General features: G+C 73.6%; 23 protein-coding genes. 13 read left to right on the forward strand and 10 right to left on the reverse strand.

The window, feature by feature from the left end:
* Positions 1-909 carry a formylglycine-generating enzyme family protein gene (locus AB0K28_RS46745; RefSeq protein WP_364383769.1) on the reverse strand — a complete coding sequence of 303 codons (909 nt, stop codon included), beginning with the start codon at positions 907-909 and terminating at the stop codon, positions 1-3.
* A 120-nt stretch (positions 910-1,029) separates the two neighbouring features.
* Here AB0K28_RS46745 and AB0K28_RS46750 point away from each other — a divergent pair, with 120 nt between their 5' ends.
* Both AB0K28_RS46750 and AB0K28_RS46755 read left to right on the forward strand, forming a co-directional pair.
* A complete protein-coding gene (locus tag AB0K28_RS46750; protein ID WP_364383772.1) occupies positions 1,030-1,989 on the forward strand; it encodes a Ppx/GppA phosphatase family protein in 960 nt (319 codons plus the stop codon).
* Between the two features lie 76 nt (positions 1,990-2,065).
* Positions 2,066-2,599, forward strand: a complete 534-nt coding sequence (locus AB0K28_RS46755) for a hypothetical protein (protein WP_364383775.1) — start codon at positions 2,066-2,068, stop codon at positions 2,597-2,599.
* Between the two features lie 5 nt (positions 2,600-2,604).
* Here the strand turns inward: AB0K28_RS46755 and AB0K28_RS46760 are convergent, their stop codons facing one another.
* Positions 2,605-3,036, reverse strand: coding sequence for an ATP-binding protein (locus AB0K28_RS46760; protein ID WP_364383778.1), 432 nt, complete (start codon positions 3,034-3,036; stop codon positions 2,605-2,607).
* A 90-nt stretch (positions 3,037-3,126) separates the two neighbouring features.
* Positions 3,127-3,672, reverse strand: a complete 546-nt coding sequence (locus tag AB0K28_RS46765; RefSeq protein WP_345403410.1) for a TetR family transcriptional regulator — start codon at positions 3,670-3,672, stop codon at positions 3,127-3,129.
* 125 nt (positions 3,673-3,797) lie between these two features.
* Here AB0K28_RS46765 and AB0K28_RS46770 point away from each other — a divergent pair, with 125 nt between their 5' ends.
* Complete coding sequence (locus AB0K28_RS46770) at positions 3,798-4,745, forward strand: GNAT family N-acetyltransferase (RefSeq protein WP_364383783.1); 948 nt, start codon at positions 3,798-3,800, stop codon at positions 4,743-4,745.
* Positions 4,746-4,806: 61 nt separating this feature from the next.
* Here AB0K28_RS46770 and AB0K28_RS46775 read toward each other — a convergent pair whose 3' ends face one another.
* From AB0K28_RS46775 to AB0K28_RS46800, 6 genes are all read right to left on the reverse strand, one after another.
* On the reverse strand, positions 4,807-6,084 hold the full coding sequence (locus tag AB0K28_RS46775) for an AAA family ATPase (protein WP_345403416.1): 1,278 nt from the start codon (positions 6,082-6,084) through the stop codon (positions 4,807-4,809).
* Positions 6,081-7,508: a hypothetical protein gene (locus AB0K28_RS46780; protein ID WP_364383788.1), complete on the reverse strand. Its 1,428-nt coding sequence runs from the start codon at positions 7,506-7,508 to the stop codon at positions 6,081-6,083. The genes AB0K28_RS46775 and AB0K28_RS46780 overlap by 4 nt, the downstream gene beginning before the upstream one ends.
* A 46-nt stretch (positions 7,509-7,554) precedes the next feature.
* Positions 7,555-8,685 (reverse strand): hypothetical protein, encoded by a 1,131-nt coding sequence (locus AB0K28_RS46785; protein WP_345403422.1) that lies wholly within the window; start codon positions 8,683-8,685, stop codon positions 7,555-7,557.
* A complete protein-coding gene (locus tag AB0K28_RS46790; protein ID WP_364383791.1) occupies positions 8,682-9,491 on the reverse strand; it encodes a hypothetical protein in 810 nt (269 codons plus the stop codon). The genes AB0K28_RS46785 and AB0K28_RS46790 overlap by 4 nt, the downstream gene beginning before the upstream one ends.
* A 66-nt stretch (positions 9,492-9,557) precedes the next feature.
* Positions 9,558-10,244 carry a class I SAM-dependent methyltransferase gene (locus tag AB0K28_RS46795; protein WP_364383794.1) on the reverse strand — a complete coding sequence of 229 codons (687 nt, stop codon included), beginning with the start codon at positions 10,242-10,244 and terminating at the stop codon, positions 9,558-9,560.
* Positions 10,245-10,276: 32 nt separating this feature from the next.
* Positions 10,277-10,711 carry an ATP-binding protein gene (locus AB0K28_RS46800; RefSeq protein ID WP_345403431.1) on the reverse strand — a complete coding sequence of 145 codons (435 nt, stop codon included), beginning with the start codon at positions 10,709-10,711 and terminating at the stop codon, positions 10,277-10,279.
* Positions 10,712-10,866: 155 nt separating this feature from the next.
* Here AB0K28_RS46800 and AB0K28_RS46805 point away from each other — a divergent pair, with 155 nt between their 5' ends.
* On the forward strand, positions 10,867-12,684 hold the full coding sequence (locus tag AB0K28_RS46805) for a glycoside hydrolase family 15 protein (protein WP_364383798.1): 1,818 nt from the start codon (positions 10,867-10,869) through the stop codon (positions 12,682-12,684).
* A 102-nt stretch (positions 12,685-12,786) separates the two neighbouring features.
* Entirely contained in the window at positions 12,787-14,811 is a 2,025-nt protein-coding gene (locus AB0K28_RS46810; RefSeq protein WP_364383801.1) for a SpoIIE family protein phosphatase, read from the forward strand.
* 15 nt (positions 14,812-14,826) lie between these two features.
* Here AB0K28_RS46810 and AB0K28_RS46815 read toward each other — a convergent pair whose 3' ends face one another.
* Positions 14,827-15,441 (reverse strand): PadR family transcriptional regulator, encoded by a 615-nt coding sequence (locus AB0K28_RS46815; protein ID WP_364383804.1) that lies wholly within the window; start codon positions 15,439-15,441, stop codon positions 14,827-14,829.
* A gap of 207 nt (positions 15,442-15,648) precedes the next feature.
* On the opposite strand from AB0K28_RS46815, the gene AB0K28_RS46820 reads away from it, so the two are divergent.
* From AB0K28_RS46820 to AB0K28_RS46855, 8 genes are all read left to right on the forward strand, one after another.
* The gene (locus AB0K28_RS46820) at positions 15,649-16,791 is read left to right on the forward strand and encodes an inositol-3-phosphate synthase (RefSeq protein ID WP_345403446.1); all 1,143 of its coding nucleotides are present in this window, start codon (positions 15,649-15,651) and stop codon (positions 16,789-16,791) included.
* A 104-nt stretch (positions 16,792-16,895) separates the two neighbouring features.
* A complete protein-coding gene (locus tag AB0K28_RS46825) occupies positions 16,896-17,831 on the forward strand; it encodes an SCO3242 family prenyltransferase (RefSeq protein ID WP_364383808.1) in 936 nt (311 codons plus the stop codon).
* Positions 17,828-18,745, forward strand: coding sequence for a sugar phosphate isomerase/epimerase family protein (locus AB0K28_RS46830; protein ID WP_364383811.1), 918 nt, complete (start codon positions 17,828-17,830; stop codon positions 18,743-18,745). Before AB0K28_RS46825 ends, AB0K28_RS46830 begins: the two co-directional genes overlap by 4 nt.
* Complete coding sequence (locus AB0K28_RS46835; protein ID WP_364383814.1) at positions 18,745-19,335, forward strand: EboA domain-containing protein; 591 nt, start codon at positions 18,745-18,747, stop codon at positions 19,333-19,335. Before AB0K28_RS46830 ends, AB0K28_RS46835 begins: the two co-directional genes overlap by 1 nt.
* Entirely contained in the window at positions 19,335-20,189 is an 855-nt protein-coding gene (locus tag AB0K28_RS46840; RefSeq protein WP_364383817.1) for a TatD family hydrolase, read from the forward strand. The genes AB0K28_RS46835 and AB0K28_RS46840 overlap by 1 nt, the downstream gene beginning before the upstream one ends.
* Positions 20,189-21,316, forward strand: a complete 1,128-nt coding sequence (gene eboE, locus AB0K28_RS46845; RefSeq protein ID WP_364383820.1) for a metabolite traffic protein EboE — start codon at positions 20,189-20,191, stop codon at positions 21,314-21,316. Before AB0K28_RS46840 ends, eboE begins: the two co-directional genes overlap by 1 nt.
* Positions 21,313-22,680: a nucleotide pyrophosphatase/phosphodiesterase family protein gene (locus AB0K28_RS46850; protein WP_364383823.1), complete on the forward strand. Its 1,368-nt coding sequence runs from the start codon at positions 21,313-21,315 to the stop codon at positions 22,678-22,680. Before eboE ends, AB0K28_RS46850 begins: the two co-directional genes overlap by 4 nt.
* 135 nt (positions 22,681-22,815) lie before the next feature.
* On the forward strand, positions 22,816-23,124 hold a 309-nt coding region (locus AB0K28_RS46855; protein WP_364383826.1), incomplete at its 3' end, for a hypothetical protein.

The raw sequence follows: 23,124 nt of genomic DNA on the forward strand, positions 1-23,124 counted from the left end.
TCAGACTATGGCCGCGCAGCGGAAGCCGGTGTGCCCGGTGGACGAGTCGGGCGTGTTCGACGTGCGCGCCGCCACCCGGTAGCGGTTGCAGTAGGAGTCGTGGCACATGTACGAGCCGCCCCTGATCACCTTCGCCGTGCCGCCGGCCGGTCCGAGCGGGTTGTCGGCGTACGGCTGCCACTCGGTGCCCCACCAGTCGGCCGTCCACTCCCACACGTTGCCGGCGACGTTGTAGAGCCCGTAGCCGTTCGGCTGGAACGACTTGACCGGCATCGTCCCCTTGCTCGGCGCGGTCGGGAAGCGGCCCTGCCAGATGTTGCAGCGCGGCCGGCCGTTCGGGGCCAGCTCGTCGCCCCACGGGTAGCGCCTGCGCTCCAGCCCGCCCCTGGCCGCCATCTCCCACTCGGCCTCCGTGGGCAGCCGCTTGCCGGCCCAGGTGGCGTACGCGAGGGCGTCGTTCCACGACACGTGCACGACGGGGTGGTTCTGGCGGTCGCCGATCGACGAGCCGGGGCCCTCTGGGGAGCGCCACGTCGCGCCCTCGACGCCGGCCCACCAGGGCGCGCCGGGCACGCTCGCGTCCATCACCCCGGCGGAGGCGAACTGGGCGAACACGAACGACCAGCCGATCCGCTCGGCCTCCGTCACGTAACCGGTGTCCTTGACGAACGTGGCGAACTGCGCGTTCGTCACGCAGGCCGGGTCGATGAGGAACGGATCGACGCGTACCTCGCGCACCGGCCCCTCGCCGTCCTCGGGCCGGCCGTCCGGATCGTCGCCGCCCATGAGGAACGTTCCGCCGGGAATGCGTACCATCCCGCGCAGCACGGGCTTCCTGCGGGTGATCTGGACGGCTTCCTGGTACGGCCCGGCGGTGCCCTCCCTGCTCGGGCCACAACAAGCGCTCAAAGGTCCCCCAAACGTGTCATGCCATCAGGAAGGGTAGTGCCTGGAGCGGGCCCGCGATCACGCGGCCGTCCTGGTCGGCCGGGTCGCCGCGCGAAAGCCGCAGGACGGTAGCGTTTCCCCATGCGACTCGGCGTGCTGGACATCGGCTCGAACACCGTCCATTTACTGGTCGTGGACGCCCACCGCGGCGCCAGGCCGATGCCCGCCTACTCCCACAAGGACGAGCTGCGCCTGACCGAACACCTCGACCAGGACCAGAACCTGGGCCCCGAGGGCGTCGAGCGGCTCGGCGGCTTCGTCGAGGAGGCCGTGCGCATCGCCGAGGACAAGGGCGTGGAGGACCTGCTGTGCTTCGCCACCTCCGCCGTACGCGAGGCCGCCAACGGCGAGCAGGTGCTGGCGGAGGTCGAGCGGCGCTGCGGCGTGCACATCGCGGTGCTGTCGGGGCCTGACGAGGCCAGGCTGACGTTCCTGGCCGTGCGGCGGTGGTTCGGCTGGTCGTCGGGGCGGCTGCTGGCCCTCGACATCGGCGGCGGCTCGCTGGAGATCGCCGCGGGCGTGGACGAGGAGCCCGACGCCGCCGTCTCGCTGCCGCTCGGCGCCGGGCGGCTGACCCGCGGCTGGTTCACCGCCGACCCGCCCTCCGCCGAGGAGGTGCGGAGCCTGCGCAAGCACGTACGCGCCGAGATCGCCCGCACGGTCGGCGACGTCATGCGGTACGGCCGCCCCGACCGCGCCGTCGCCACCTCCAAGACCTTCAAGCAGCTCGCCAGGATCGCCGGCGCGGCGCCCTCCGGCGATGGCCCTTACGTCACCCGCTCGCTGTCCCGCCACGACATGGCCGACTGGGCGGCCAAGCTCACCACCATGGAGGCGGCCGCGCGGGCCCGCCTGTCGGGGGTGTCGCAGGGGCGGGCCGCGCAGCTCGCCGCGGGGGCGCTGGTGGCGGACGCGGCGATGGACCTGTTCGAGGTGGACCGGCTCGACGTGTGCCCGTGGGCGTTGCGCGAGGGTGTGATCCTGCGGCGGCTCGATCTCCTGCCGGGGTGGCCCGAGCAGCTCGACGGCGGGTCGAAGTAAGCCCGATCTATCTTCAATTCATGGCATAAAGCACTGGTGGGCGGGCACTGTCCGGCAAATGATGACAGTGCTCGGCTTGATCGGGACCCTGACGGTCGTCCTCATCCTCATCGTCCTCGCGGTGCTGCTCATCTCGGCGGTCGCCATGCTCGTGCTGCTCGGGCTGGCCGCCTCGATGGCCCGCTGGCGCACCGCCCGCCTCCGCCTCCACCGCCTGCTCCAGTCCTACTCCGCGGCCCGCCCTGCCCAAGCGGCGCGGCCGCGGCCTTCCGAAGAGGAGGGTCCGGCGACGGCTACGGCGCCCCCGTCCAAGCCCGCGCTGGGCACGGCCGCGGGGCCGGAAACGGCGAGCACTCCCGCGGGGCCGGAAACGGCGAGCACTCCCGCGGGGCCGGAAACGGCGCCCCCGCCGGGGCCGGACGCGGGGCCCGGACGGGAGGCGAAGCCGGTCGAGGCGGCTCATTCGAGCGCGGGGGCCGGGCTGGAGCTGAAGTTGTGCGGGGAGGGGGTGCCGGAGCGCAGGCGGGCCACGCTCAGCCGGCACGCGCCCAGGATCCGCCGCCGTCTCCAGCTGGGGGAGTCTGAGAAGAGCGTGTCCGGCCGGAGGTGAGGGGGTCAGGTGGCGGTCAGGTGCTGGCCGGCCGCGCCGGGGGCGTAGCGCAGGCGCTTCTCCAGGCAGACGACGGCGCCGTGCTCGCGCCGGTTGGTGAAGCGGACGTCGTCGGCGAGTGCGCGCATGATCTGCAGGCCGCGCCCGTGCTCGGACCCCTGGTCGGGGTCGAGCATCTTGCGCGGGTCGAAGCCGTTGCCGGTGTCGACCACCTTGATCACGCACAGGTGATCGTGGACGGACGCGCTGACGGTGTAGTCGTCGCTGGGCCCCGCGTGCTTGATGACGTTCGAGCACGCCTCGGTGAGCATCAGCTCGATGTCGTCGCGTACCTGTGGTTCGACGCCGAGCGAGCGCAGCGTGCCGTCCAGCAGCTGCCTGATCAGCGGCACGCTCGCCGCATCCCTGGGCAATCGGAGCGCTATCGTAGCCTCCACCACGTCTCCTCCAATATGGATGCGTGACGAGCCACTGCCCCGAAAATCCCGCCCCAATCGTCCGTATAGGCGGCGTAAGGCCGAAACCGCTCAGGTCTCCAGCAGCCGGAGCGCCACCTCGACGGTCGCCTGGTGGATCTCCTCCTCCGACAGCTCGTCCTCGTTCATCAGCCACTTGCCGGAGTGCAGCGCGAACAGCGCCAGCGAGTGACTGACACGCTGGGTGGCGCTCGCGCCGGGCTCGGTGAACTCCGACGCCAGCTCCATCAGCCGCTCGCGGATCTCGATCAGGGTCGGGTGGTCGCGCAGCGCCGTCTGGTTGCGCTCCAGGAAGTGGGCGATGCCGTGGTGGCGGGTGGCGCGCACGCCGGCGGCGTACCGCTCGACGAACTCGCGGCGCGTCCGCGCCGTCTTCGGCCGGCTCCGCACCCAGGCGAGCAGCTCCTCCAGCTCGCTCAGCCGCTGCTCGACCAGGCTGGCGACGATGTCGTCCTTGGTCTTGAAGTGGTAGTAGAGTGCGGCCTTCGTCACCCCGAGCTCCTCGGCGATCTCGCGCAGCGAGGTCGCTTCGTACCCTTGCTCCGTGAAGCGCCGCAGGGCGATCTCCTGGATCCGGGATCGGGTGTCTTCGCGCACCTCTGCACCTTTTCGACTTGACGGCCGGTAAGTCGGCCTCATTCTACGGGCGGCCCCGGTCCGCCTCCGGCCGCCGCGCGGAAAAGGAGGAGCGGTTCGGGATCGGGTTCGGGACAATCGGCATCATGCACACCATCAGGCGGCCCCGGCTGGACGACGCCGCCGGCATCTTCGAGCTCGTCGGCGCGTACAACACGGAGGTCATCGGCGAGCCAGACACCACGCTCGCCGACATCGAGGACGAGCTGGTCGAGCCCGGCTTCGACCGCGACGAGGACGGCTGGCTCGCGCTCACGCGGGACGGGCGGCCCGACGGGTACGCCTGGGTCTGCCGCGTGGGTGACGGCGACCTGGTGGACGTCGAGGTGATCGTGCGTCCCGGCGTGCCGGGCCTGGCGGACGAGCTGTGGCCCCTGGTGCTGCGCCGCGCCGCCGAGCTGGGGGCCGAGCTCGGCCACGACAGCGTCACGCTGCACATCGGCGTCTACCGCGACGACCTCCGCAAGCAGACCGAGGTCCGCGAGCTGGGCTTTGAGCCGGGCACCTGCTACCACCGCATGCGCATCGACCACGACGGGCCGGTCAAGGCGCCCGACGTGCCCGAGGGCGTCACCCTGCAGACGGGGGAGAGCGAGGAGGTGCGGCGCGCGGCGCACGCGGTGCACCAGGAGGGGTTCGCGCAGCACTTCGGCTTCGTCCGGATCGGCTACGAGCAGTGGTACGAGCGCCGCCAGGCCATGTCCGTCAACGACTGGTCACAGCTCACGCTGGCCCGCGTGGACGGCGTCCCGGCCGCGGCGGTCATCGGCAACGACCAGTTCGTGGCCGACGAGGACTGCGGCTACATCGCCACGCTCGCCGTGCTGCCCGCCTTCCGCGGCAGAGGGCTCGGCAGGTTCCTGCTGCGGCACGCGTTCGCCGCCGACGCCGCCCGCGGCCGCAGGGGCACGCTCCTGCACGTCGACTCCAACAACACCACCCCGGCACTCGGCCTGTACGAGTCGGCCGGCATGCGCCCGGTCCTCATCATGGACGTCTGGCGCCGCACCCTGGCCACGAAACCAGCCGCATAACGCCACCTCAGCCGCAGGAGCAACCGTAGGAGGCCGCGCTCAGCCGGCTCCGCCCCCACGTTCAGACGCGGTGCCGAGCCAGGTGGTCCAGCACCGACTGGTTGGCCTCCCAGCCGTCGGGGAACTTCACCGGCACCCCGAGCTGCACCGGCTCGGCCGACGGATGGGCGTCCAGCAGCTCGGCGATGCCCGCCCTGGCCACCACCACGCAGGCGTGCCGGTGCCGGGACGCCAGCACGCACAGCCGGCCCGACTCCAGGTGGAAGGCCGTGGCGTCGCGGCGGCCCGACAGCGGGTGCAGCACGATGGTGACGTCGTACTCGCGGCCCTGCAGCCGGTTCGCGGTGTCCACGGTGATCTCGGGCGGCAGCCCGGCGGCGCGGATGGCGGCCACCTGGTCGCGGTGCGCCGCGCCGACCGCGATCCTGTCGGCCGTGACGGGCCGCTCGCCCTGCTCGGAGCCGGCCACCGCGCCGCGCTGCAGCAGCCGCTCGGCCAGCATCGCCACCGCCTGCACGGCCTCGCCGTCAGTGCGCACGGTGTGCCGGTTCGGCAGCTCCAGCAGCGCCCACCCCGACCGCGCCGCCTCCTCAAGCGCCCGGTCGTGCACGGTGCCCATGCCGCCGGTGGACAGCTCCAGCCGCCGGTCGCCCTCGCCGGTGCCGGAGCGGAACCCGGTGAACGGGTAGAACGCCCGCGACACCACCGGCGCGGCGGAGGCGGGCAGCCGCCACGACACCGGCAGCCGGTGCACGGGCAGGTCGGGGTTGTGCCGCAGCAGCACCGCGACCGCGCTCTGCAGCGGGTCCCACGACAGGCCGGACCAGCGGTCGCCGTCCACGATCGAGAACGGGTCGAGCTGCCCCGGATCGCCCACGAACAACGCCCGCTCGAACAGCCCCGCGATGCGCAGCAGCTTGTCCGAGCGCATCTGGTACGCCTCGTCCACGATCGCCCACGGCCACACCCGGTCGCCGATCCACGCCCACTTGTCGGCGGTGGCGATGACGATGTCGGGGTCGCCGAGGTCCTGGATGCGGGTGCCGACGCGGACGCCGGGCAGCTCCAGCATGCGCAGCGGCGGCACGTACCCGCTCGCCGACAGCCGGCCCACGGTCAGGTGGGGGTGCTTGTCGGAGATCCGCGCCACCAGGTCGTCGACCTGCTCGTTGGTCTGGGCGACGATCATCAGCGGCTCGCCGGTGGCGGCGATGTGGGCGGCGGCGCGTACGACGAGGGTGGACTTGCCCGCGCCGGGCGGCGAGTCGACCACCACGCCGCGGTGCCTGGGCAGGTCGGCCAGGACGTTCCTGATGACCTGCTCGGGGCTGTCGGTCACGACCAGTCCTCCTGGGCGTCCTCGTCGTCGGGCACGTACTCCTGCGGCGGGCCGCCGTGCGTCCACGGCGTGGCCTCGGCCTCCGGAAGGGCGGCGGAGCCCTGGAAGTCGTCGGTGAGCGAGGTGTAGCAGACCCGCTCGCCCAGCTCGGGCACCGCGCCCGGCGCGGGCGTCCTGCCCCTGCCCATGCCCTTGGTGATCTTCAGGGTGACCAGGCCCTGGGCGGCCTCCACCAGCGCGGCGCCCTGGCCGCGGCGCTGCGGGGTGCCGAGCGAGGTGCCGGGCGGCAGGCGTACGGGATCGTCGGTCTTGATCACCACCAGCGGGCGGAGCTTGCGCGAGCGGCCCTCGCCCTCGGTGTTGTCGGGCACCGTCTCGACCACCTCGCCGGCGAACGCCTCGCCGGTCAGCCGGTATTCGGCCATGACGAGGGGGTCGTCGTAGGCGCGCTGCACGTCGTACGCGGCCTGCGCGCGCTCCATGCGGGCCAGCTTGGCCGCGGCGGCCACCGCGCCGTCCCGCCTGGCCTGCGGCGGCGCGCCCTCGGCGATGTGCACGGCCATTCCGCTGAACGAGCCGCGGTCCTGCTCCCACCGCTGCGCCACGCTCGCGCCCGCCGGCAGCGCGGCGAGCAGGTCGATCGCCTGCCACATCAGCCGCCAGGTGGGCTCCAGCTGAGTGCGCAGCGCCTCGGTGATGCGCTCGGGCGACTCGCTCTCGATCGCCGGCGCGAGCACCTCGGCGTCGAACCCGGGATCGGTGGCGGGCCCGGCGGGCGGCCAGATCAGCGGGTCCTCGGCGTCGTCGCTCGGCCCGGTGGTGATCCAGCCGAGCAGCGCGGCCAGGTTGGCGTCCTCCAGGGAGCTCTGCCCGCTGGCCCAGTGGCGGCCCAGCTCCTCCGTCGCGGCCAGCATCAGCGAAGAGCCGGGGTACGCGGCCCGCTCCCCGAGATAGGTCAGCCACCGCCCGAGCAGCGGCACCGACTCCGGCACCGGGTAGGGCCCGTCGGCGCGGCGGAACCGGGTCGAGCGGCCGAGCAGCCGGGTGAACGCCACGCTGGCCGGGTTGGGCACGATCACCTGCGGCGCGTCCAGCGCCCGCTCGTAGGGGTCGGCGTTCCTGCGCTCGACCGTCTCGGTGTCGTGCAGGAACCCCTCGATGTACGGCAGCAGCACCCCCGCCACCTCGGCCGCCCACGCGAAGCGCAGGTCGCGGTTGCGCGGCTGGGTCACCACGAGCAGCCGCGGCCGGTCGCGCTCGGTGCCGAGCATGGCGGCCAGCGGCGCGGCGGCCTCGCCCGACAGCTTCAGCGGGATGAACACCATGGGCCGCTCGGACAGGTGGCAGTGCCTGACGGTCGCGACGGGCTGCGCGATGCCCTCCTGGAGGGCCCGCAGCCGGGCGAGCGAGGTCAGCAGGCTCATGCCGGGCTCTCCCGCGGGGGAGCCTGGCCGGGCGGCGGGATCGGGTTCACGTCAGGCACTCTCTGCGCAGGCGTTCGGCGTTGCGGAGCAGGCGGGCGATCTCCTCCTGCCCCTCGGCGGGGTCGAGCGAGCCGTCGGCGAGGCCGAGCACCTCGGTGACCGAGGCCACCCCGCCCAGCTCGTCGCGCACCTGCCGGCCGAGCAGGTCGGACGCGCCCTCCTGGCGGGCCTCGTCGCGGCAGAAGAAGCACAGGTCACAGGTGGACAGGCAGTCGGGCGCGTAGCGGGCGGTGGTCCTGTGCAGCGCGTCGGCCAGCTCGGCCACCGGCCTGGTGGGCCGGCCGTCCTCGCCGGGCAGCAGGTCGAAGCTGAGGTCGTCGGGCAGGTCGGCGAGCAGCCGGTCGAGGGTGGTCATCCGGGTGAGCTGGCGGCGCAGCACGGCGAGCTGCCTGCGCACGTCGACCAGCGAGGCGACCGGCCGGTTGGCGAAGTTCTCCGGGCAGACCAGCACCACGTCGTGCGAGACCTTGAGCGGGTCGTGGCCCAGCTCCTCCAGCAGCGTGCGCAGCGCCAGCACGTAGACCGCCGCCTGCCGGGCCGCCGCCGCGACCGCCGCCGGGTCGGCCTGCCCGTCGATCACCGCGAACGACTTGATCTCCACGATGTGGAAGCGCCCGCCGAGCTGGAAGGCCACCACGTCGGGCTCCAGGTAGGCGGTGTGGCCGGCGATGTCGAGGGTGAGCAGCGGATGGTCGTAGAGGGTGCCGGCGTCGTGCTCGTCGCGGGCGGCCCGGTCGATCAGCGTCCTGGTGTGGGCGTGGCGCAGGTGGGCGCCGACGTTCTCCACGTCGTGGTAGGCGACCTCGGCGACGGGCAGGCCGAGCAGCTCGCGCAGCATGCGCAGCAGCTCCGCGCACCCGTCGGCCTTCACCTGCGCCTCGAACATGTTGCCGCGCGTGATCGCGAACGGCGACTGCCCGAACGGCGCGGGGAAGCCCAGGTGGCGGGCGGCGGCGTCCTTGTCGATGCCGGCGCCGTCCATCAGGGCCCGGCGGGCGCAGCCGGGGTTGGCGGCCAGGGCCGCGATGGCGCGGGCGTCGTGCGGCTGCTGCGGTGTGGTGCCCCGCAGCGCCTCCAGGCGGTGCACGTGGTCGCCCTCGCGCTTCAAGCCGCTCACTTGGCGTTCTCCTTCTTGATCGTGCTCAGCGTAGCGGCGCCGAACAGCCTGGCGGCGTCACCGAGCTGCGCGGCGGCGCGTTCTGCCAGCTCAGCGCGGTCCCGCGTGTCGCGATCGACGTGGACGCGCAGCTCGGCCTGGGCCGCGCGGGCCACCCGCTCGGGGTCGGGCGGGCCCAGCGTGCCGTCCGTGGCGCCGGGGATGTTGCGCGCCATGCGCAGCAATAAGCGGCTGCCCCTCTCGGCGCCCTGCTCTCGCTCCTTGCTCGCCTGCTCGCGGGCCACCGCGACGGCGCAGGCGAGGAAGTCGACGCGGGGGCTGAGCGGGCCGACCACGCGCCGCTCCAGCGGCCAGGTGCTCAGCGTGAGCAGCCCGCGGGCGGGGGAGAGGCGGTCGGTGAGCGCGGCGCACAGATAGTACGGCCGCCCGAACGGCGTGGCGCGGAACGAGCGCTCCTCGTCCCTGCGCAGGCTGGTGAGCTGGCCGCTGCGGATGGTGCCGCCGAAGAACGCCTCGCTGACGGCCACGATGAGCCGCGGCTGGGCGGCGGCGCCGAGCAGCCGCAGCCCCTGGTGCACCTGCTCGCGCACGGTGACCAGGCGCGGCGGCTCCCCCTTGGCGGACTCCTCGGCGGACTCCTCGGCGGGAGGGCCGCCGCACACCAGGGCGTCCCAGGCGCGCTCTGCGCTGCGCAGCTCGGCCCGCAGCACCCGCGCGGCGGCGCCGTCCCTGGCGCGCATCGCCTTGCGCACGCCCGCCCGCAGCTCGTCGATCCGCCGTTCGAGATCGTCCAGCCGGTCACTCATGGCGCGACTTTACCAACAGTCCCAGCATTTTCCAGTAAATCTGGAAGATCGACGCTTTGGCGTGATCTACGCTGTAAAGGCGACCGCCCAGGTGCGGTCCTCGGTGAGGAACCGGTCGAGGCGCAGCCCCTCCGCCGCCAGCTCCGCGGCCAGGTCGTCCTCCGTCAGCCGCAGTGACTCGAACGACTGCGTCCAGACCGTCCTGGCGCCGTTCTTGACGTGGGTGTACTCCATGGTCGCGGCCGAGACGCCCGGCCTGACCACCTCGTGCGCCGACATCATGATCGTGACGTCGCCCTCCGTGCGGATCGTGCCGGCCTTCCAGCGGTCCTGCGCCTCGGCGGGCATCCACTGGAGGACCACAGCGCCGCCGGGCTTCACCTGCCGGGCGCAGGCAGCGATCATGGCGCGCCGCGCGGCGTCGTCCACGGTGTTGACGAGCTGCGAGGCCAGCACGACCGTGTCGAAGCGCTCGCCGAGCCGCAGGTCCTCGACGCGGCACAGGACGGTCCGCGCGCCGCGCACGTGGGCCAGCATGTCGGGCGACTCGTCCACGGCGACCACCGTGAAACCGCGCTCGACCAGCGGGTGCGTCACGCGTCCCACGCCGCAGCCCAGCTCGAGGATCGAGCCGCCGGGCGGCGTCACCCCGGCGATGAGGCCGGGCTCGGCGCCGGCGCTCAGCAGGGTGTAGAAGTCGACAGGGGATCCGTCGGGGGTGATGGGGCCGGGGCCCGTGCCAGATTCGCGCATGGTCAGAACCTAACCCCGGGGTACGACGAAGATCAGCCCCCTACGCGCTGCGGCCGGGCGCCGCTGCGGGCCGGCGGGCGCGGGTCGTGGCGGACGTACAGGGTGAGCAGCGAGCCCTCGTCGGTCCGCTCCACCGTCACGGCGTCGCACAGATACTGGATCACCCACAGGCCGTAGCCGTGCGAGGCGGTCTGGTCGAGGCTCGCCTCGGCGAGATGGGTGCGGGTGAGCAGTCCCGCCACGTCGAGCACCTGCACCATCACCCCGTCGGGCAGGCCGCGGGCGGTCAGCACGCCGGCCTTGCCGCCGTGGTCGAGCACGTTCGTGACGGCCTCGTTGGTGGCCAGCACGAGATCTTCGAGGCGTCGCTCGGGCAGCCCGCAGTACTGACCGTGCAGGCGCACCATGTCCCTGATCAGGCCGAGGTCGGCCGAGATCGGGCACCGCAGTTCGAACTCCAGAGGCATGTCATCCTGCCCGCCGAGGGCCGGGAGGTTCCGCGGGCGACGTGGCTCCTTACCCGGGAGGAGATCGCCAAACCATGAGGAAGGTCTGAGGGCTTTTGACGTGCCCCTACCTGCGGCAGAGCCGCCTCTGAAGGGCGGCGGCGTACGTTGGTGGCATGCAGGCACCCGGCGGCGACGCCCGATACCTGCCGATCGGTGAGCACGGGCTGATCGGCGACCTGCGGACGGTCGCGCTCGTGGGCACCGACGGCACGATCGACTGGTACTGCTGCCCCAGCTTCGACGCCCCCAGCGTCTTCGCCTCGATCCTCGACGCCGACCGGGGCGGCTCCTTCGACCTGTGCGCCGACGTGCCGGCCACGACCAAGCAGTTCTACTTCCCCGACACCAACGTGCTGATCACCCGGTTCTTCGCCGACGACGGCGTGGGGGAGATCCAGGACTTCATGCCCGTGGCCGACGACTCGGGCGAGGCCGACCGGCACCGGCTGATCCGCCGGGTCTCCTGCGTACGCGGCCGCATCCCGTTCCGCGCCCGCGTGTCGCCCCGCTTCGACTACGCCAGGCAGCCCCACGTCGTCACCCGTGAGGCGGGCATCGTCACGTTCGCCTCGCCGTCGCTGACGCTCTCGCTGACCTCCAGCGTGCCGCTCGAGACCGACGAGCGCGACGCCTGGACGGCCTTCGAGCTGAGCGAGGGCGAGCACGCCGTCTTCGCCCTCGACAACATGGCGCCGGGGGTCGCGCCGCGCGCCTGCCCGCTCAGTGAGGCCGAGGCGGAGTTCACCGCGACCGTGCGGTTCTGGCGCCGCTGGCTGTCGGCCTCGCGCTACCGTGGCCGCTGGCGCGAGGTGGTGCACCGCTCGGCGCTGACGCTCAAGCTCCTCACGTACGCGCCGACCGGCGGCATCGTCGCCGCCGCCACGACGAGCCTGCCGGAGCGCATCGGCGGCGGGCGCAACTGGGACTACCGCTACGTGTGGATCCGCGACGCCGCGTTCTGCGTCTACGCCCTGCTCAGGCTCGGTTTCACCGAGGAGGCGGAGGCGTTCATGAGCTTCCTGTCCGAGCACATCAAGGTGAGCCGCGACCGCCGCGCGGGTCCCTTGCAGATCATGTACGGCATCGACGGCCGCGCCGACCTGCCCGAGCAGGAGCTGCACCACCTGGAGGGCCACCGCGGCTCGGCGCCCGTGCGCATCGGCAACGCCGCCGCCGAGCAGCTCCAGCTCGACATCTACGGCGCCCTCATCGACTCCATCTACCTCTACAACAAGTGGGGCGACCCGATCTCCAGTGACCGCTGGGAGGACGTGTGCAGGCTGGTCGACTGGGTGTGCGACAACTGGGACCAGCCGGACGAGGGCATCTGGGAGACGCGCGGCGGTCGTAAGAACTTCGTCTACTCGCGGCTCATGTGCTGGGTGGCGATCGAGCGCGCGATGCGCATGGCGGCCCAGCGCGGCCTGCCCGCCGACACGCCGCGCTGGCGGCGCACCCGCGACACCATCTACCGCGACATCATGCGGCACGGCTGGCGGCCCGACCTGGGCGCCTTCGTGCAGCACTTCGACGAGGACGTGCTGGACGCCTCGATCCTGATGATGCCGCTGGCCAAGTTCGTCTCGCCGACCGACCCCAAGTGGCTGTCCACGCTCGACGCGCTCGGCCAGGGGCTGGTCTCCGACTCGCTGGTCTACCGCTACGACCCCGAGATGAGCCCCGACGGCCTGGAAGGGCCCGAGGGCACGTTCTCGATCTGCTCGTTCTGGTACGTCGAGGCGCTGGCCCGCGCCGGTCGTCTCGACGAGGCCAGGCTGGCGTTCGAGAAGATGCTCACCTACGCCAACCACCTCGGCCTGTACGCCGAGGAGATCGGCCACAACGGCGAGCAGCTCGGCAACTTCCCGCAGGCCATCACCCATCTCGCGCTCATCAGCGCGGCCTTCAACCTCGACCACGCGCTCGGCTGACCAGCGGGGCGCAAAGCGTTGGCCATGAACACGTCATCCCAGGTCAGCGTGGCTATGCTGGAGCGTCTGGGGCGGTTCACGGCAAGCCGGACGGGGAGGGACATGGCGGCATCGGACACCATGCTGGGAGCGGGCGCGAAGAAGTCGCCGGCCCTGTTCGTGGTCGACGTCATGGGCACCGTGATCGGATGGACGGCGCCCGCCGAGGAGCTCACCGGCTACCGGTCGGAGGAGATCGTGGGCCGGTCGGGACGCCTGCTGCTCATGCCCGGCAGGACCAACCTGTGGAGCGGCCGGCTCCACGACCAGGAGCGCTGGCACGGCCTGGCGGAGCTGCGCCACCGCGACGGCGACCGGCTGCTCGTCAGGGTCGAGGGGGCGCGGCTGGCGACCAGGCTGGCCGGGCAGGCGTGGCTGCTGTCGGCGGTGCCGGCCGACGAGGACCTGTCGGGCAAGACGGGTTCGCTGCTGGAGTCGCTGATCAACAGCTTCCCCGTCGCGATGGCCATCTGGGACCGCGACCTGCGCTGCGTCTGGCGCAACGCCGAGGCGGAGCGGCTCACCGAGGGCTTCCCCTACTACCGCATCGGCCAGTCGATGGCCGACCAGATCCCGGGGACGGACTCCAGCAACCTCCTGGAGGTCATGCGCAGGGTGCTCAAGGACGGCGTGCCCATCATCGATCGCGAGTCCCGGTGGACCTCGGCCGACCAGAACGAGGAACGCATGCTGTCGTCGTCCATCTCCCGCCTCGACGGCGTCGACGGCCGGCCGCTCGGCGTGTGCACGCTGGTGCTCGACATCACCGACAGCCGCGCCCGCGACCGCCTGCACCTGCTGCGCGAGGCGAGCATCAGAGTCGGCACCACGCTCGACGTGCGCAGGACCGCGCAGGAGCTGGCCGAGCTGGCCGTGCCCGCGCTGGCCGACTTCGTCTGCGTGGACCTCGGCGAGTCGGTGCTGCCCGACACCACGCCGCTGCAGCGGCTGGCCACCGAGCCGGAGCCGGTGCGGATCCCCGCCTTCCGCCGGGCCGGCCTCGCCTCCGTGCACGAAGGCGTCCCCGAGGCGCGCTGGCACCTGAACGACGCGGTCTTCATCCGGCAGGCGTCGCCGTTCTCGCACGTCGTGGCCACGGGCCGGACGCATTACGAGCCCGTCATCGACTTCTCGCCCGGCTCCTGGCTCGACCACGACCCCGAGCGGGCCGGGCTCATGCGGGCGACGGGCATGCACACGCTGCTCATCATGCCGCTCAAGGCGCGCGGCGACGTGCTGGGCGTCACCGTGTTCGCCCGCACCGACAACAAGGAGCCGTTCACCAGGGACGACCTGATGCTCGCCGAGGAGCTGGCCGCCAGGGCGGCGCTCAGCCTGGACAACGCCCGCCGGTACACCCGCGAGCGCAACACCGCGCTCGCGTTGCAGCGCGACCTGCTGCCGCGCGTGCTGAGCGGCGGCGACGCGCTGGAGGTGGCCTCCCGCTACCTGCCGTCCGACGTGCACGAGGGCGTCGGCGGCGACTGGTTCGACGTCATCCGGTTGCCGGACGGCGGCGTCGCGCTGGTCGTCGGCGACGTGACCGGGCACGGCATCAACGCCGCCGCCACCATGGGCCGCATGCGGACGGCCGTGCGCACGCTGGCGTACATGGGGCTGCGCCCGCACGAGGTGCTCACGCACCTCGACCAGCTCATCGTCCGGCTGGCCGAGGAGGACGACAGCCCCACCGACCCCACGGTCGCCACCTGCCTGTACGCCCTGTACGACCCGGCCACCCGCCGCTGCCTCATCTCCCGGGCCGGGCATCCGCCGCCCGCGCTGCTGCTCCCGTCGGGCGAGGTGACCTTTCCCGACATTCCCGGCGGCACCCCGATCGGCGTCGGGCTCGGCTCCTTCGAGTCGCTGGAGCTGGCGCTGGAGCCGGGCACCGTGCTCGCCCTCTACACCGACGGCCTCATCGAGACGCGCGAGGACGACCTGGAGGCGGGCATGCACCGGCTCGGCGTCGCGCTGGCCGCCGCGCCGCCGCCGCTGGAGCGGCTGTGCGCGTCGGTGATCTCCTCGATGCTCGGCGGCACCCCGGCCGAGGACGACATCGCCCTGCTGGTGGCTCGGACCCGCTGATCCCGCCGCCCGGCCTCAGGCCGCGCCGCCCGGCTCGTCGAGCACGTCGGCGAGCAGGCCCTCGTTGAGGGTGGCCGACCAGGTCAGCTCGCCCGACTCCAGCCGGGCGACCAGCCGCCTGACCCAGGCCAGCTCGGCCTCGCCGAGCGTGCGCTCGTAGTCGAGCTCGACCGTGAGGACCTCGGGCAGACCGGAGGTGCGCAGCGCGTCGAGGTGGGCGTTGAGCCCGGCCAGCGCGCCCTCCAGGGACGCCGCTCGCGTCCGCAGGGACTGCAGCGCGTCGGGCACCGGCAGCACGCCCATGAGGGAGACGGCCGCGGTGAAGGTGCGGCGTTCGGCGCCCGGGCTCTCCAGCAGGGCGCGCAGCCGGGTGGCCAGCTCGCGGCGGCCCTCGCCGGTGATCTCGTAGACGGTGCGCTCGGGGCGGCGGCCCTGCCTGCTGGTCTCGACGGGGACGATCAGCTCCTGGCCGGCCAGCTTCTCGACCGCGTGGTAGAGGCTCCTCGGCAGGCCCGTCACGTAGTCCTTGTGCGTGTCGACGATGAAGCGGTGCAGCTCGTAGGGGTGGGCGGGGCGCAGCGAGAGCATGGCCAGCACGGTCAGGCCGACCAGGTCGGGACGTCGCGCCATGCTTCCCCCTCGCTCCCCCTCGCGTCATCGTGCGATGAGCACTTTAGCCGAGGCCTCACCTGATAGTGCGCGTTGCCATATGGGGATAACCGCAGGAAAACTGAACAAGCTTCGGTTTCTGCTTGATCGGCGGCGCATTACGGCGCATTCTCATCACGGGAGCCCGATCATCCCCACGCGAACCGATGCCACGCCGAAGGAGAGCGCATGAGAACGGGAGCATGGCTGATCGGAGCACGCGGCTCGGTCGCCGTCACCAGCATGATCGGCGCCCTGGCCGTCAGGGCGGGCCTGACCGGGCCCACCGGATGCGTCCTCGAATCGCCCGCGCTGCGCGACCGCATCCGCCCGGGGATCGGCGACCTGGTGTTCGGCGGGCACGACATCACCTCGGTGCCGCTCGACAAGAAGGCCGCCGAGCTGGCCGCCGCGGGCGTGGTGCCCGCGGCGCTCGTCACGGCCGTGCAGGAGGAGCTGTCGGTCGTCGAGCAGCAGGTACGGCCGCTGCCCTCGGCCGCCACCCAGGCCGATACCGCCGCCGCCATCGGCGCCGACCTCGACCGCTTCCGCCGCCGCCACGACCTCGACCGGGTCGTCGTCGTCAACGTCTCCACCACCGAGCCCGCCCCGCCGCCGCATCCCGCGCACGCCGGCCTGCCGGAGCTGCGCGCCGCGCTCGGACAGCCCGGCGCCGTCCTGCCGCCCAGCGCGCTGGCCGCCTACGCCGCCTTCCACGCCGGCTGCCCGTACGTCGACTTCACCCCGTCCACCGGGGCCCGCCTGCCCGCGCTCGACGCCCTCGCCCGCGAGCGCGGCCTGCCGTACGGCGGGCACGACGGCAAGACGGGGGAGACGCTCGTCAAGTCCGTGCTGGCGCCCATGTTCGCCCAGCGCAACCTGAAGGTGCGCACCTGGTCCGGCGTCAACCTGCTGGGCGGCGGCGACGGGGCCAACCTCGCCCGCCCCGGCGCCAACGCCGCGAAGGCCGCGAGCAAGCAGCGCGTCCTCGCCGAGACCCTCGGGTACGCGCCCCAGGGCGAGACCCGCATCGACTACCTGGAGGACCTGGGCGACTTCAAGACCGCCTGGGACCTCGTCACGTTCGAGGGCTTCCTCGGGACCGCCATGCGGATGGAGTTCACCTGGCACGGCTGCGACTCCGCGCTCGCCGCGCCGCTCATCCTCGACCTGACCCGGCTCACCGCCGCCGCCCACCGGAGCGGGCGGACGGGCGCGCTGCCCGAGCTGGCCTTCTTCTTCAAGGACCCCTTGGGTGACGTCCCGCACGGGCTGGCCGAGCAGTGGCAGGCCCTGTGCGCCTTCATCGACACCCTGGACTCCGGCCGGTGACCTTGCCTCGGCGGGGAGGCGGGTGTGAGGCTGGCGTATCGGCGGGGCCGGTGAAAGGGCCGGTGAAAGGGCCGGTGAAAGGGGCCGGCGAAAGGGGCTTGACGATGGTGAGACTCCGGGACCTGGCCGAGCTCGTCCGCGCGCCCGCCGCGCTGTCGGTGCCGGGCGACGTGATCGCCGGAGCCGCCGCCGGCCGGGCGCTGGGCCCCGGCACGGCCGGGCTGGCCTGCTCGTCAGTCTGCCTGTACTGGGCGGGGATGGCGGCCAACGACTGGGCCGACCGTGACCTCGACGCGGCCGAGCGCCCCGAGCGGCCGATCCCGTCCGGCCGGGTGCGCCCGGGGGAGGCTTTAGCCGTCGCCGCCGGCCTCACGGCCGCGGGCCTCGCCGTGGCCGGCCTCACCGGCGGCCGCCGCGCGCTGGCGATCGCCGCCCCGCTCGCGGCCGCGGTCTGGACGTACGACCTCGCCGCCAAGAACACCCGCGCGGGCCCCCTGCTGATGGCCGTGTGCCGCGGCCTGGACGTCCTCCTGGGCGCCACATCGACCCCCGCACCCGCACCACCGGGCCGTTCGCCCACCATCCCGGCCCGTGCGCCCGCGCCACCCGTCGGCTCGCTCGCGCCGCCGGGCCGTTCGCTGGTCGGGGCGCTGCCGGCCGCTTTGACGATCGCCGCGCACACGTACCTGCTCACCGAGTTGTCGCGCGCCGAGACCACCGGCACCACCCCGGCCCGCCCCGCGACGACCCTGGCCGCCACCCTCGCCCTGGCGACCACGGTCGCCGTCCCGCCGGCGTCGGGGCCGGCGCAGGGGGCGCTGGCGGGATGGTACGCCGTGCAGTTCGGCAGTTCGCAGGCGCGGGCGGTGGCGGAGCCGTCGGCGGCGCGGGTGCGGGACGCCGTGGCGGCCGGGATCGTCAGCCTGCCCGCGCTCCAGGGCGCGCTGGCCGCGCGGTCAGGGGCGCCGCGCGCCGGGGTCGTGCTCGCCGCGCTGGTGCCGCTGGCCCGCCGCCTGGCCAGGAAGGTGTCACCCACATGATCAGGTTCGGCTACGGCACGAACGGCTTCGCCAACCACCGCCTCACCGACGCGCTCGACGTCATCGCCGAGCTGGGTTACGAAGGCGTCGCCCTCACCCTCGACCACCACCACCTCGACCCCTACGCCGACGGCCTCGCGCACCGGGTGGCCAAGGTCGCCGACCGCCTCCGTACGCTGAACCTGGCCGTCGTGATCGAGACCGGCGCCCGCTACCTGCTCGACCCCCGGCGCAAGCACGCGCCCACCCTCCTCGACGACGACCGGGACAAGCGGATCGACTTCCTGCGCCGCGCCGTGGCCGTGGGCGATGACCTGGGGGCGGAGGCGGTGTCGTTCTGGTCGGGGGTGCGCCCGGCGCACGTCCCGCCCGCCCTCGCCCGGGACCGCCTGGTGGACGGCTGCGCGCAGGTCCTGGAGGGCACGGAGACCATGAAACTCGGGTTCGAGCCGGAGCCGGGCATGCTGGTCGACACGATCGCCGGCTGGCGCGGGCTGCGCGACGCCCTGGGCGCGCCCGAGCGGTTCGGCCTCACGCTCGACATCGGGCACTGCCGCTGCAACGAGCCCGACCCCGTGCCGGACTGCGTGACGTCCGTGGCGGGCCACGTGGTGAACGTCCAGATCGACGACATGCGGCGAGGAACGCACGAGCACCTGGAGTTCGGCGAGGGGGAGATCGACTTCCCGCCGGTGCTGCGGGCGCTGGCCGCCTCCGGCTACCGGGGCCTGGTCGCCGTCGAACTGCCCAGGCACTCCCACGCCGCGCCCGATGTGGCGGCCCGTTCCCTCGCCTTCCTGCGCCGCGCGGAAGAGGAGTCCCGCCGCGAGTCCCGCCACGAGTCCCGCCGCGAGTCCCGCCGTGAGTCCCGCCACGAGTCCCGCCGCTTCGGCCCCGAGGGAGGGAGCACGTGATGACCACCGACCGGCTGCGCAAGGCGCTCGCCGCCACCCCCGCATGGCCCTGGCTGGAGGAGGCGCTGGCCGCCGCCGCGGACCGCCCGGACAGCGCCGTGCGGTCGTTCGCCGCCGCGGGCCGCAGGGCGGGCCGCGCGGAGCTGGCCGACGCCCCCGGCTGGACGGCCGACGAGGCCGCCAGGACGCTGCTGCTCGCCGCGCTGCCGCCCGGCCAGGTCACCGCCTACTACGAGCACGGCGACGCCGACGAGAAACGCGCGGTGCTCAAGGCCCTGCCGCTGCTGAACGCCGGCACGGACGCGGTCCCGCTGCTGCAGGACGCCATCCGCACGAACGACGCCCGCCTGCTGGCCGCCGCGCTCGGCCCGTACGCCCGCCACCTCGACCAGCCATCCTGGCGGCAGGCGGTGCTGAAGTGCGTGTTCATGGGCGTGCCGCTCGACGCCGTGCACGACCTCGACCGGCGCGCGGACGCCGAGCTGGCGGCGATGCTGGCCGCGTTCGCCGCGGAACGGGCCGCGGCCGGCCGCCCCATGCCCGCCGACGCCGCGGCGCTGCTGCACCGGCTCACCAGCGAGGAGACCTGATGCGCATCTTCGACCCCCACATCCACATGACCTCGCGCACCACCGACGACTACGCCAGGATGGCCGCCTCCGGGGTGCTGGCCGTGGTCGAGCCGGCCTTCTGGCTCGGCCAGCCGCGCACGAACCCCGGCTCGTTCACCGACTACTTCGACTCGCTGCTGGGCTGGGAGCCGTACCGGGCGGCGCAGTTCGGCGTGGTGCACCACGCCACGATCGCGCTCAACCCCAAGGAGGCGAACGACCCGCGCTGCCGTCCCGTCCTCGACCTGCTGCCCCGCTACCTCGACAAGGACCGGGTGGTCGCGGTCGGCGAGATCGGCTACGACTCGATGACCCCGGAGGAGGACGACGCGTTCGAACGCCAGCTCGCCCTCGCCGTCGAGCACGACCTGCCCGCGCTCGTGCACACCCCGCACCGCGACAAGGCCCGCGGCACCAGGCGCACGCTGGAGGTCGTGGCGGCCTCCGGCATCGCGCCCGAGCGGGTCGCGATCGACCACCTCAACGAGGTGACGATCGAGCTGGTGCACGGCTCGGGCTGCTGGGCCGGGTTCTCGATCTACCCGGAGACGAAGATGTCGCCGCCGCGCATGGTGGCGATCCTGCGCAAGTACGGCCTGGACCGCATGCTGGTCAACTCGGCCGCCGACTGGGGCGTCTCCGACCCGCTGCTGACGCTGGCGACGGCCGAGGCGATGCTGGCCGACGGGTTCGGTGAGGACGACGTGGAGCAGGTGTTCTGGCGCAACCCGATCGCGTTCTACAGCCAGTCGGGGCGGCTCGACCTGACGGCGGTCACCGGCGCGGCCGAGCCGACGTTCGCGGGCAGCTCGATCAAGCGCGGCGGCGAGTGATGCGGCTGCGGCATCCGTCGGGCACGCCGCTGCACCTCGGCTACTGCACCAACGTGCACCCCGCCGAGGACGTCGCCGGCATCGTGGCCCAGCTCGACGCGTACGCGGTCCCCATCCGCGACCGCCTCGACGCCGGCGTGCTCGGGCTCGGCCTCTGGCTGGCCGCGCCCGCCGCCGCCGAGCTGGCCGCCGGCCCGGCCGCGCTCCGGCGGCTGCGCGGGGAGCTGGACGCGCGGGGCCTGGAGGTGGTGACGCTCAACGGCTTCCCGTACGCGGCCTTCCAGGACCCGGTCGTCAAGCACGCCGTCTACCGGCCGGACTGGACCACGCGGGAGCGGCTGGCGTACACGCTGGACCTGGCGCGCGTCCTGGCCGGGCTGCTGCCCGGCGACGCGGCGCGCGGCTCGATCTCCACGCTGCCGCTCGGCTGGCGCGACCCCTGGGACGCAGCCATGGCCGACGCCGCCGCCCGCCACCTCGACGAGCTGGCCGCCGGGCTGGCGGAGGTGGAGGCGGCGACCGGGCGGACGATCCGGGTCGGATTCGAGCCCGAGCCCGGCTGCGTCGTGGAGACCACCGAGCAGGCGGTCGCGCACCTGTCGCGCGCGGACACCGAGCGGCTCGGGGTCTGCCTCGACCTCGCGCACCTCGCCTGCGCCTGGGAGCAGCCCGCCGCCGCGCTCAAGGCGCTGGCCGCGGCCGGGCTGCCGATCGTCAAGGTGCAGCTGTCGGCCGCCCTGGAGACGGCGGAGCCGCAGGCGCTGCGCGAGTACGCCGAGCCGCGCTTCCTCCACCAGACCCGCACCGGGGCGGGCGAGCAGGCCGACGACCTGGACGAGGCGCTCGCCCGCGGGCTGCCCGGCACGTGGCGGGTCCACTACCACGTGCCGCTGCACGCCGCTCCCGCCGCGCCGCTGGCCACCACGGCGCCCGTGCTGCGTGACGCGCTCGCCGAGCTGGTGGGCGGGCCCCAGCCTCTGTGCGACCACTTCGACGTCGAGACCTACACCTGGAACGTGCTGCCCGCCGCGCTCCGCCCCGGCACCCCCGCCGAGCTGGCCGCGGGCATCGCGGGGGAGCTGGACTTCGCCCGTACGCAGATGCTCGAGGCAGGAGTGACGGCATGACTTCGCTACTGGTCCTGGACGTGGTGGGGCTGACCCCCCGGCTGCTGGCCCACATGCCGCGCCTGCGCGCCGTCGGTGAGCGCGGGTTCCAGGCCGGGCTCGGCACCGTGCTGCCGGCCGTGACGTGCAGCGTGCAGTCCACGTTCCTCACCGGCCTGCCGCCGTCGGGGCACGGGATCGTCGGCAACGGCTGGTACTTCCGCGACCTCGGCGAGGTGCTGCTGTGGCGCCAGCACAACGCCCTGGTCGAGGGGGAGAAGCTGTGGCAGGCCGCGCGCCGCGAGCGCCCCGGCTACACCGTCGCCAACATCTGCTGGTGGTACGCCATGGGCGCCGACGTCGACTGGACCGTCACCCCCAGGCCGATCTACCGCGCCGACGGCCGCAAGGACCCCGACTGCTACACCGACCCGCCCGGCCTGCACGACGAGCTGACGGCGGAGCTGGGGACGTTCCCGCTGTTCACCTACTGGGGTCCGGGCGCCGGCATCGCCTCCTCCCGCTGGATCGCCCGCGCCACCCGGCACGTCATGACCGCCCACGACCCCGACCTCACCCTCGCCTACCTGCCGCACCTCGACTACGACCTGCAGCGTTTCGGCCCCGGCCACCCGCAGGCCGCCGCGGCCGCCGCCGAGCTGGACGCCGAGCTGGGGCCGCTGCTCGACGCGGCCGGCGACAGGACCGTGGTGGTGCTGTCGGAGTACGGCATCACCGACGTCGCCCGCCCCGTGGACGTCAACCGGCTGCTGCGGTCCGAAGGGCTGCTGCGCGTGCACACCCAGGACGGCATGGAGTACCTCGACCCGTGGACGTCCAGGGCGTTCGCCGTCGCCGACCACCAGGTGGCGCACGTCTACGTCCGCGACCCCGCCGACGTGCCCGCCGTGGCCAAGCTCTGCGCCGCGCTGCCCGGCGTCGGAGCCGTGCTCGACCAGGACGGCAAGGCCGCCCACGACCTCGACCACCCCCGCTCGGGCGAGCTGGTCCTGCTCGCCGAGCCCGACGCCTGGTTCACCTACTACTACTGGCTGGACGACGCCCGCGCCCCCGACTTCGCCCGCCTGGTCGAGATCCACCGCAAGCCCGGCTACGACCCGGCCGAGCTGTTCTTCGACCCGGCCGCGCCGGGCGCCGCCAAGCGGCGGGCGGGCCTCGCGCTGCTGCGCAAGAAGCTGGGGATGCGCTACCTCATGAGCGTCGTGGGGCTGGACGCGGGCGCGCGCGCCGTACGGGGCTCGCACGGGCTGCTGCCCGCCGACCCCGCCGACGCGCCCGTCCTGCTCTGCTCGGACCCGGCGCAGGCGAGAGACCGGTACGCGGCCACCGAGGTCAAGGACCTGCTGCTGCGCCTGGCCCGCTGACCGCTCACTCCGCCGTGCACACCGTGCCGGGCCCTGACGGGCGGCGCGGAGGCAGGTCTGTTTTCGCAGGTGGGCAGCGCGAGGGGGCGTTCGGCGACTAGGGTTTCCACGACCGTACCGGGGGAGGGGTGGCACGTGAGGCGAGGCGGGCACGCACTGGCTGCCGTCGCAGGGCTGGCCGCCGCGATCCCCGTCTACTACCTCACCGACGCCGCCGCCAGGGCGCTGCGCGGCGGCACCGTGGCCTTCGCCCCCGCTCCGGCCGCGCTCGCGTACGTGGCGGGCGTCGCCGTCCTCATCAGGGTCCTGACGGTGTGGCCGGTCGCCGCCCTGGCGTGTGGCGTGCCGCTGACGGCGGCCGGCGCGCTGTTCGCCCTCGACCTCGACGCCGCCGTCGGCGTGGCCGCCACGCTGCCGTGGGCGCGGGCCGGCGGCCTGCCCTGG

The sequence above is a fragment of the Nonomuraea sp. NPDC049504 genome, from assembly GCF_040676845.1.
GTDB lineage: Bacteria > Actinomycetota > Actinomycetes > Streptosporangiales > Streptosporangiaceae > Nonomuraea > Nonomuraea salmonea.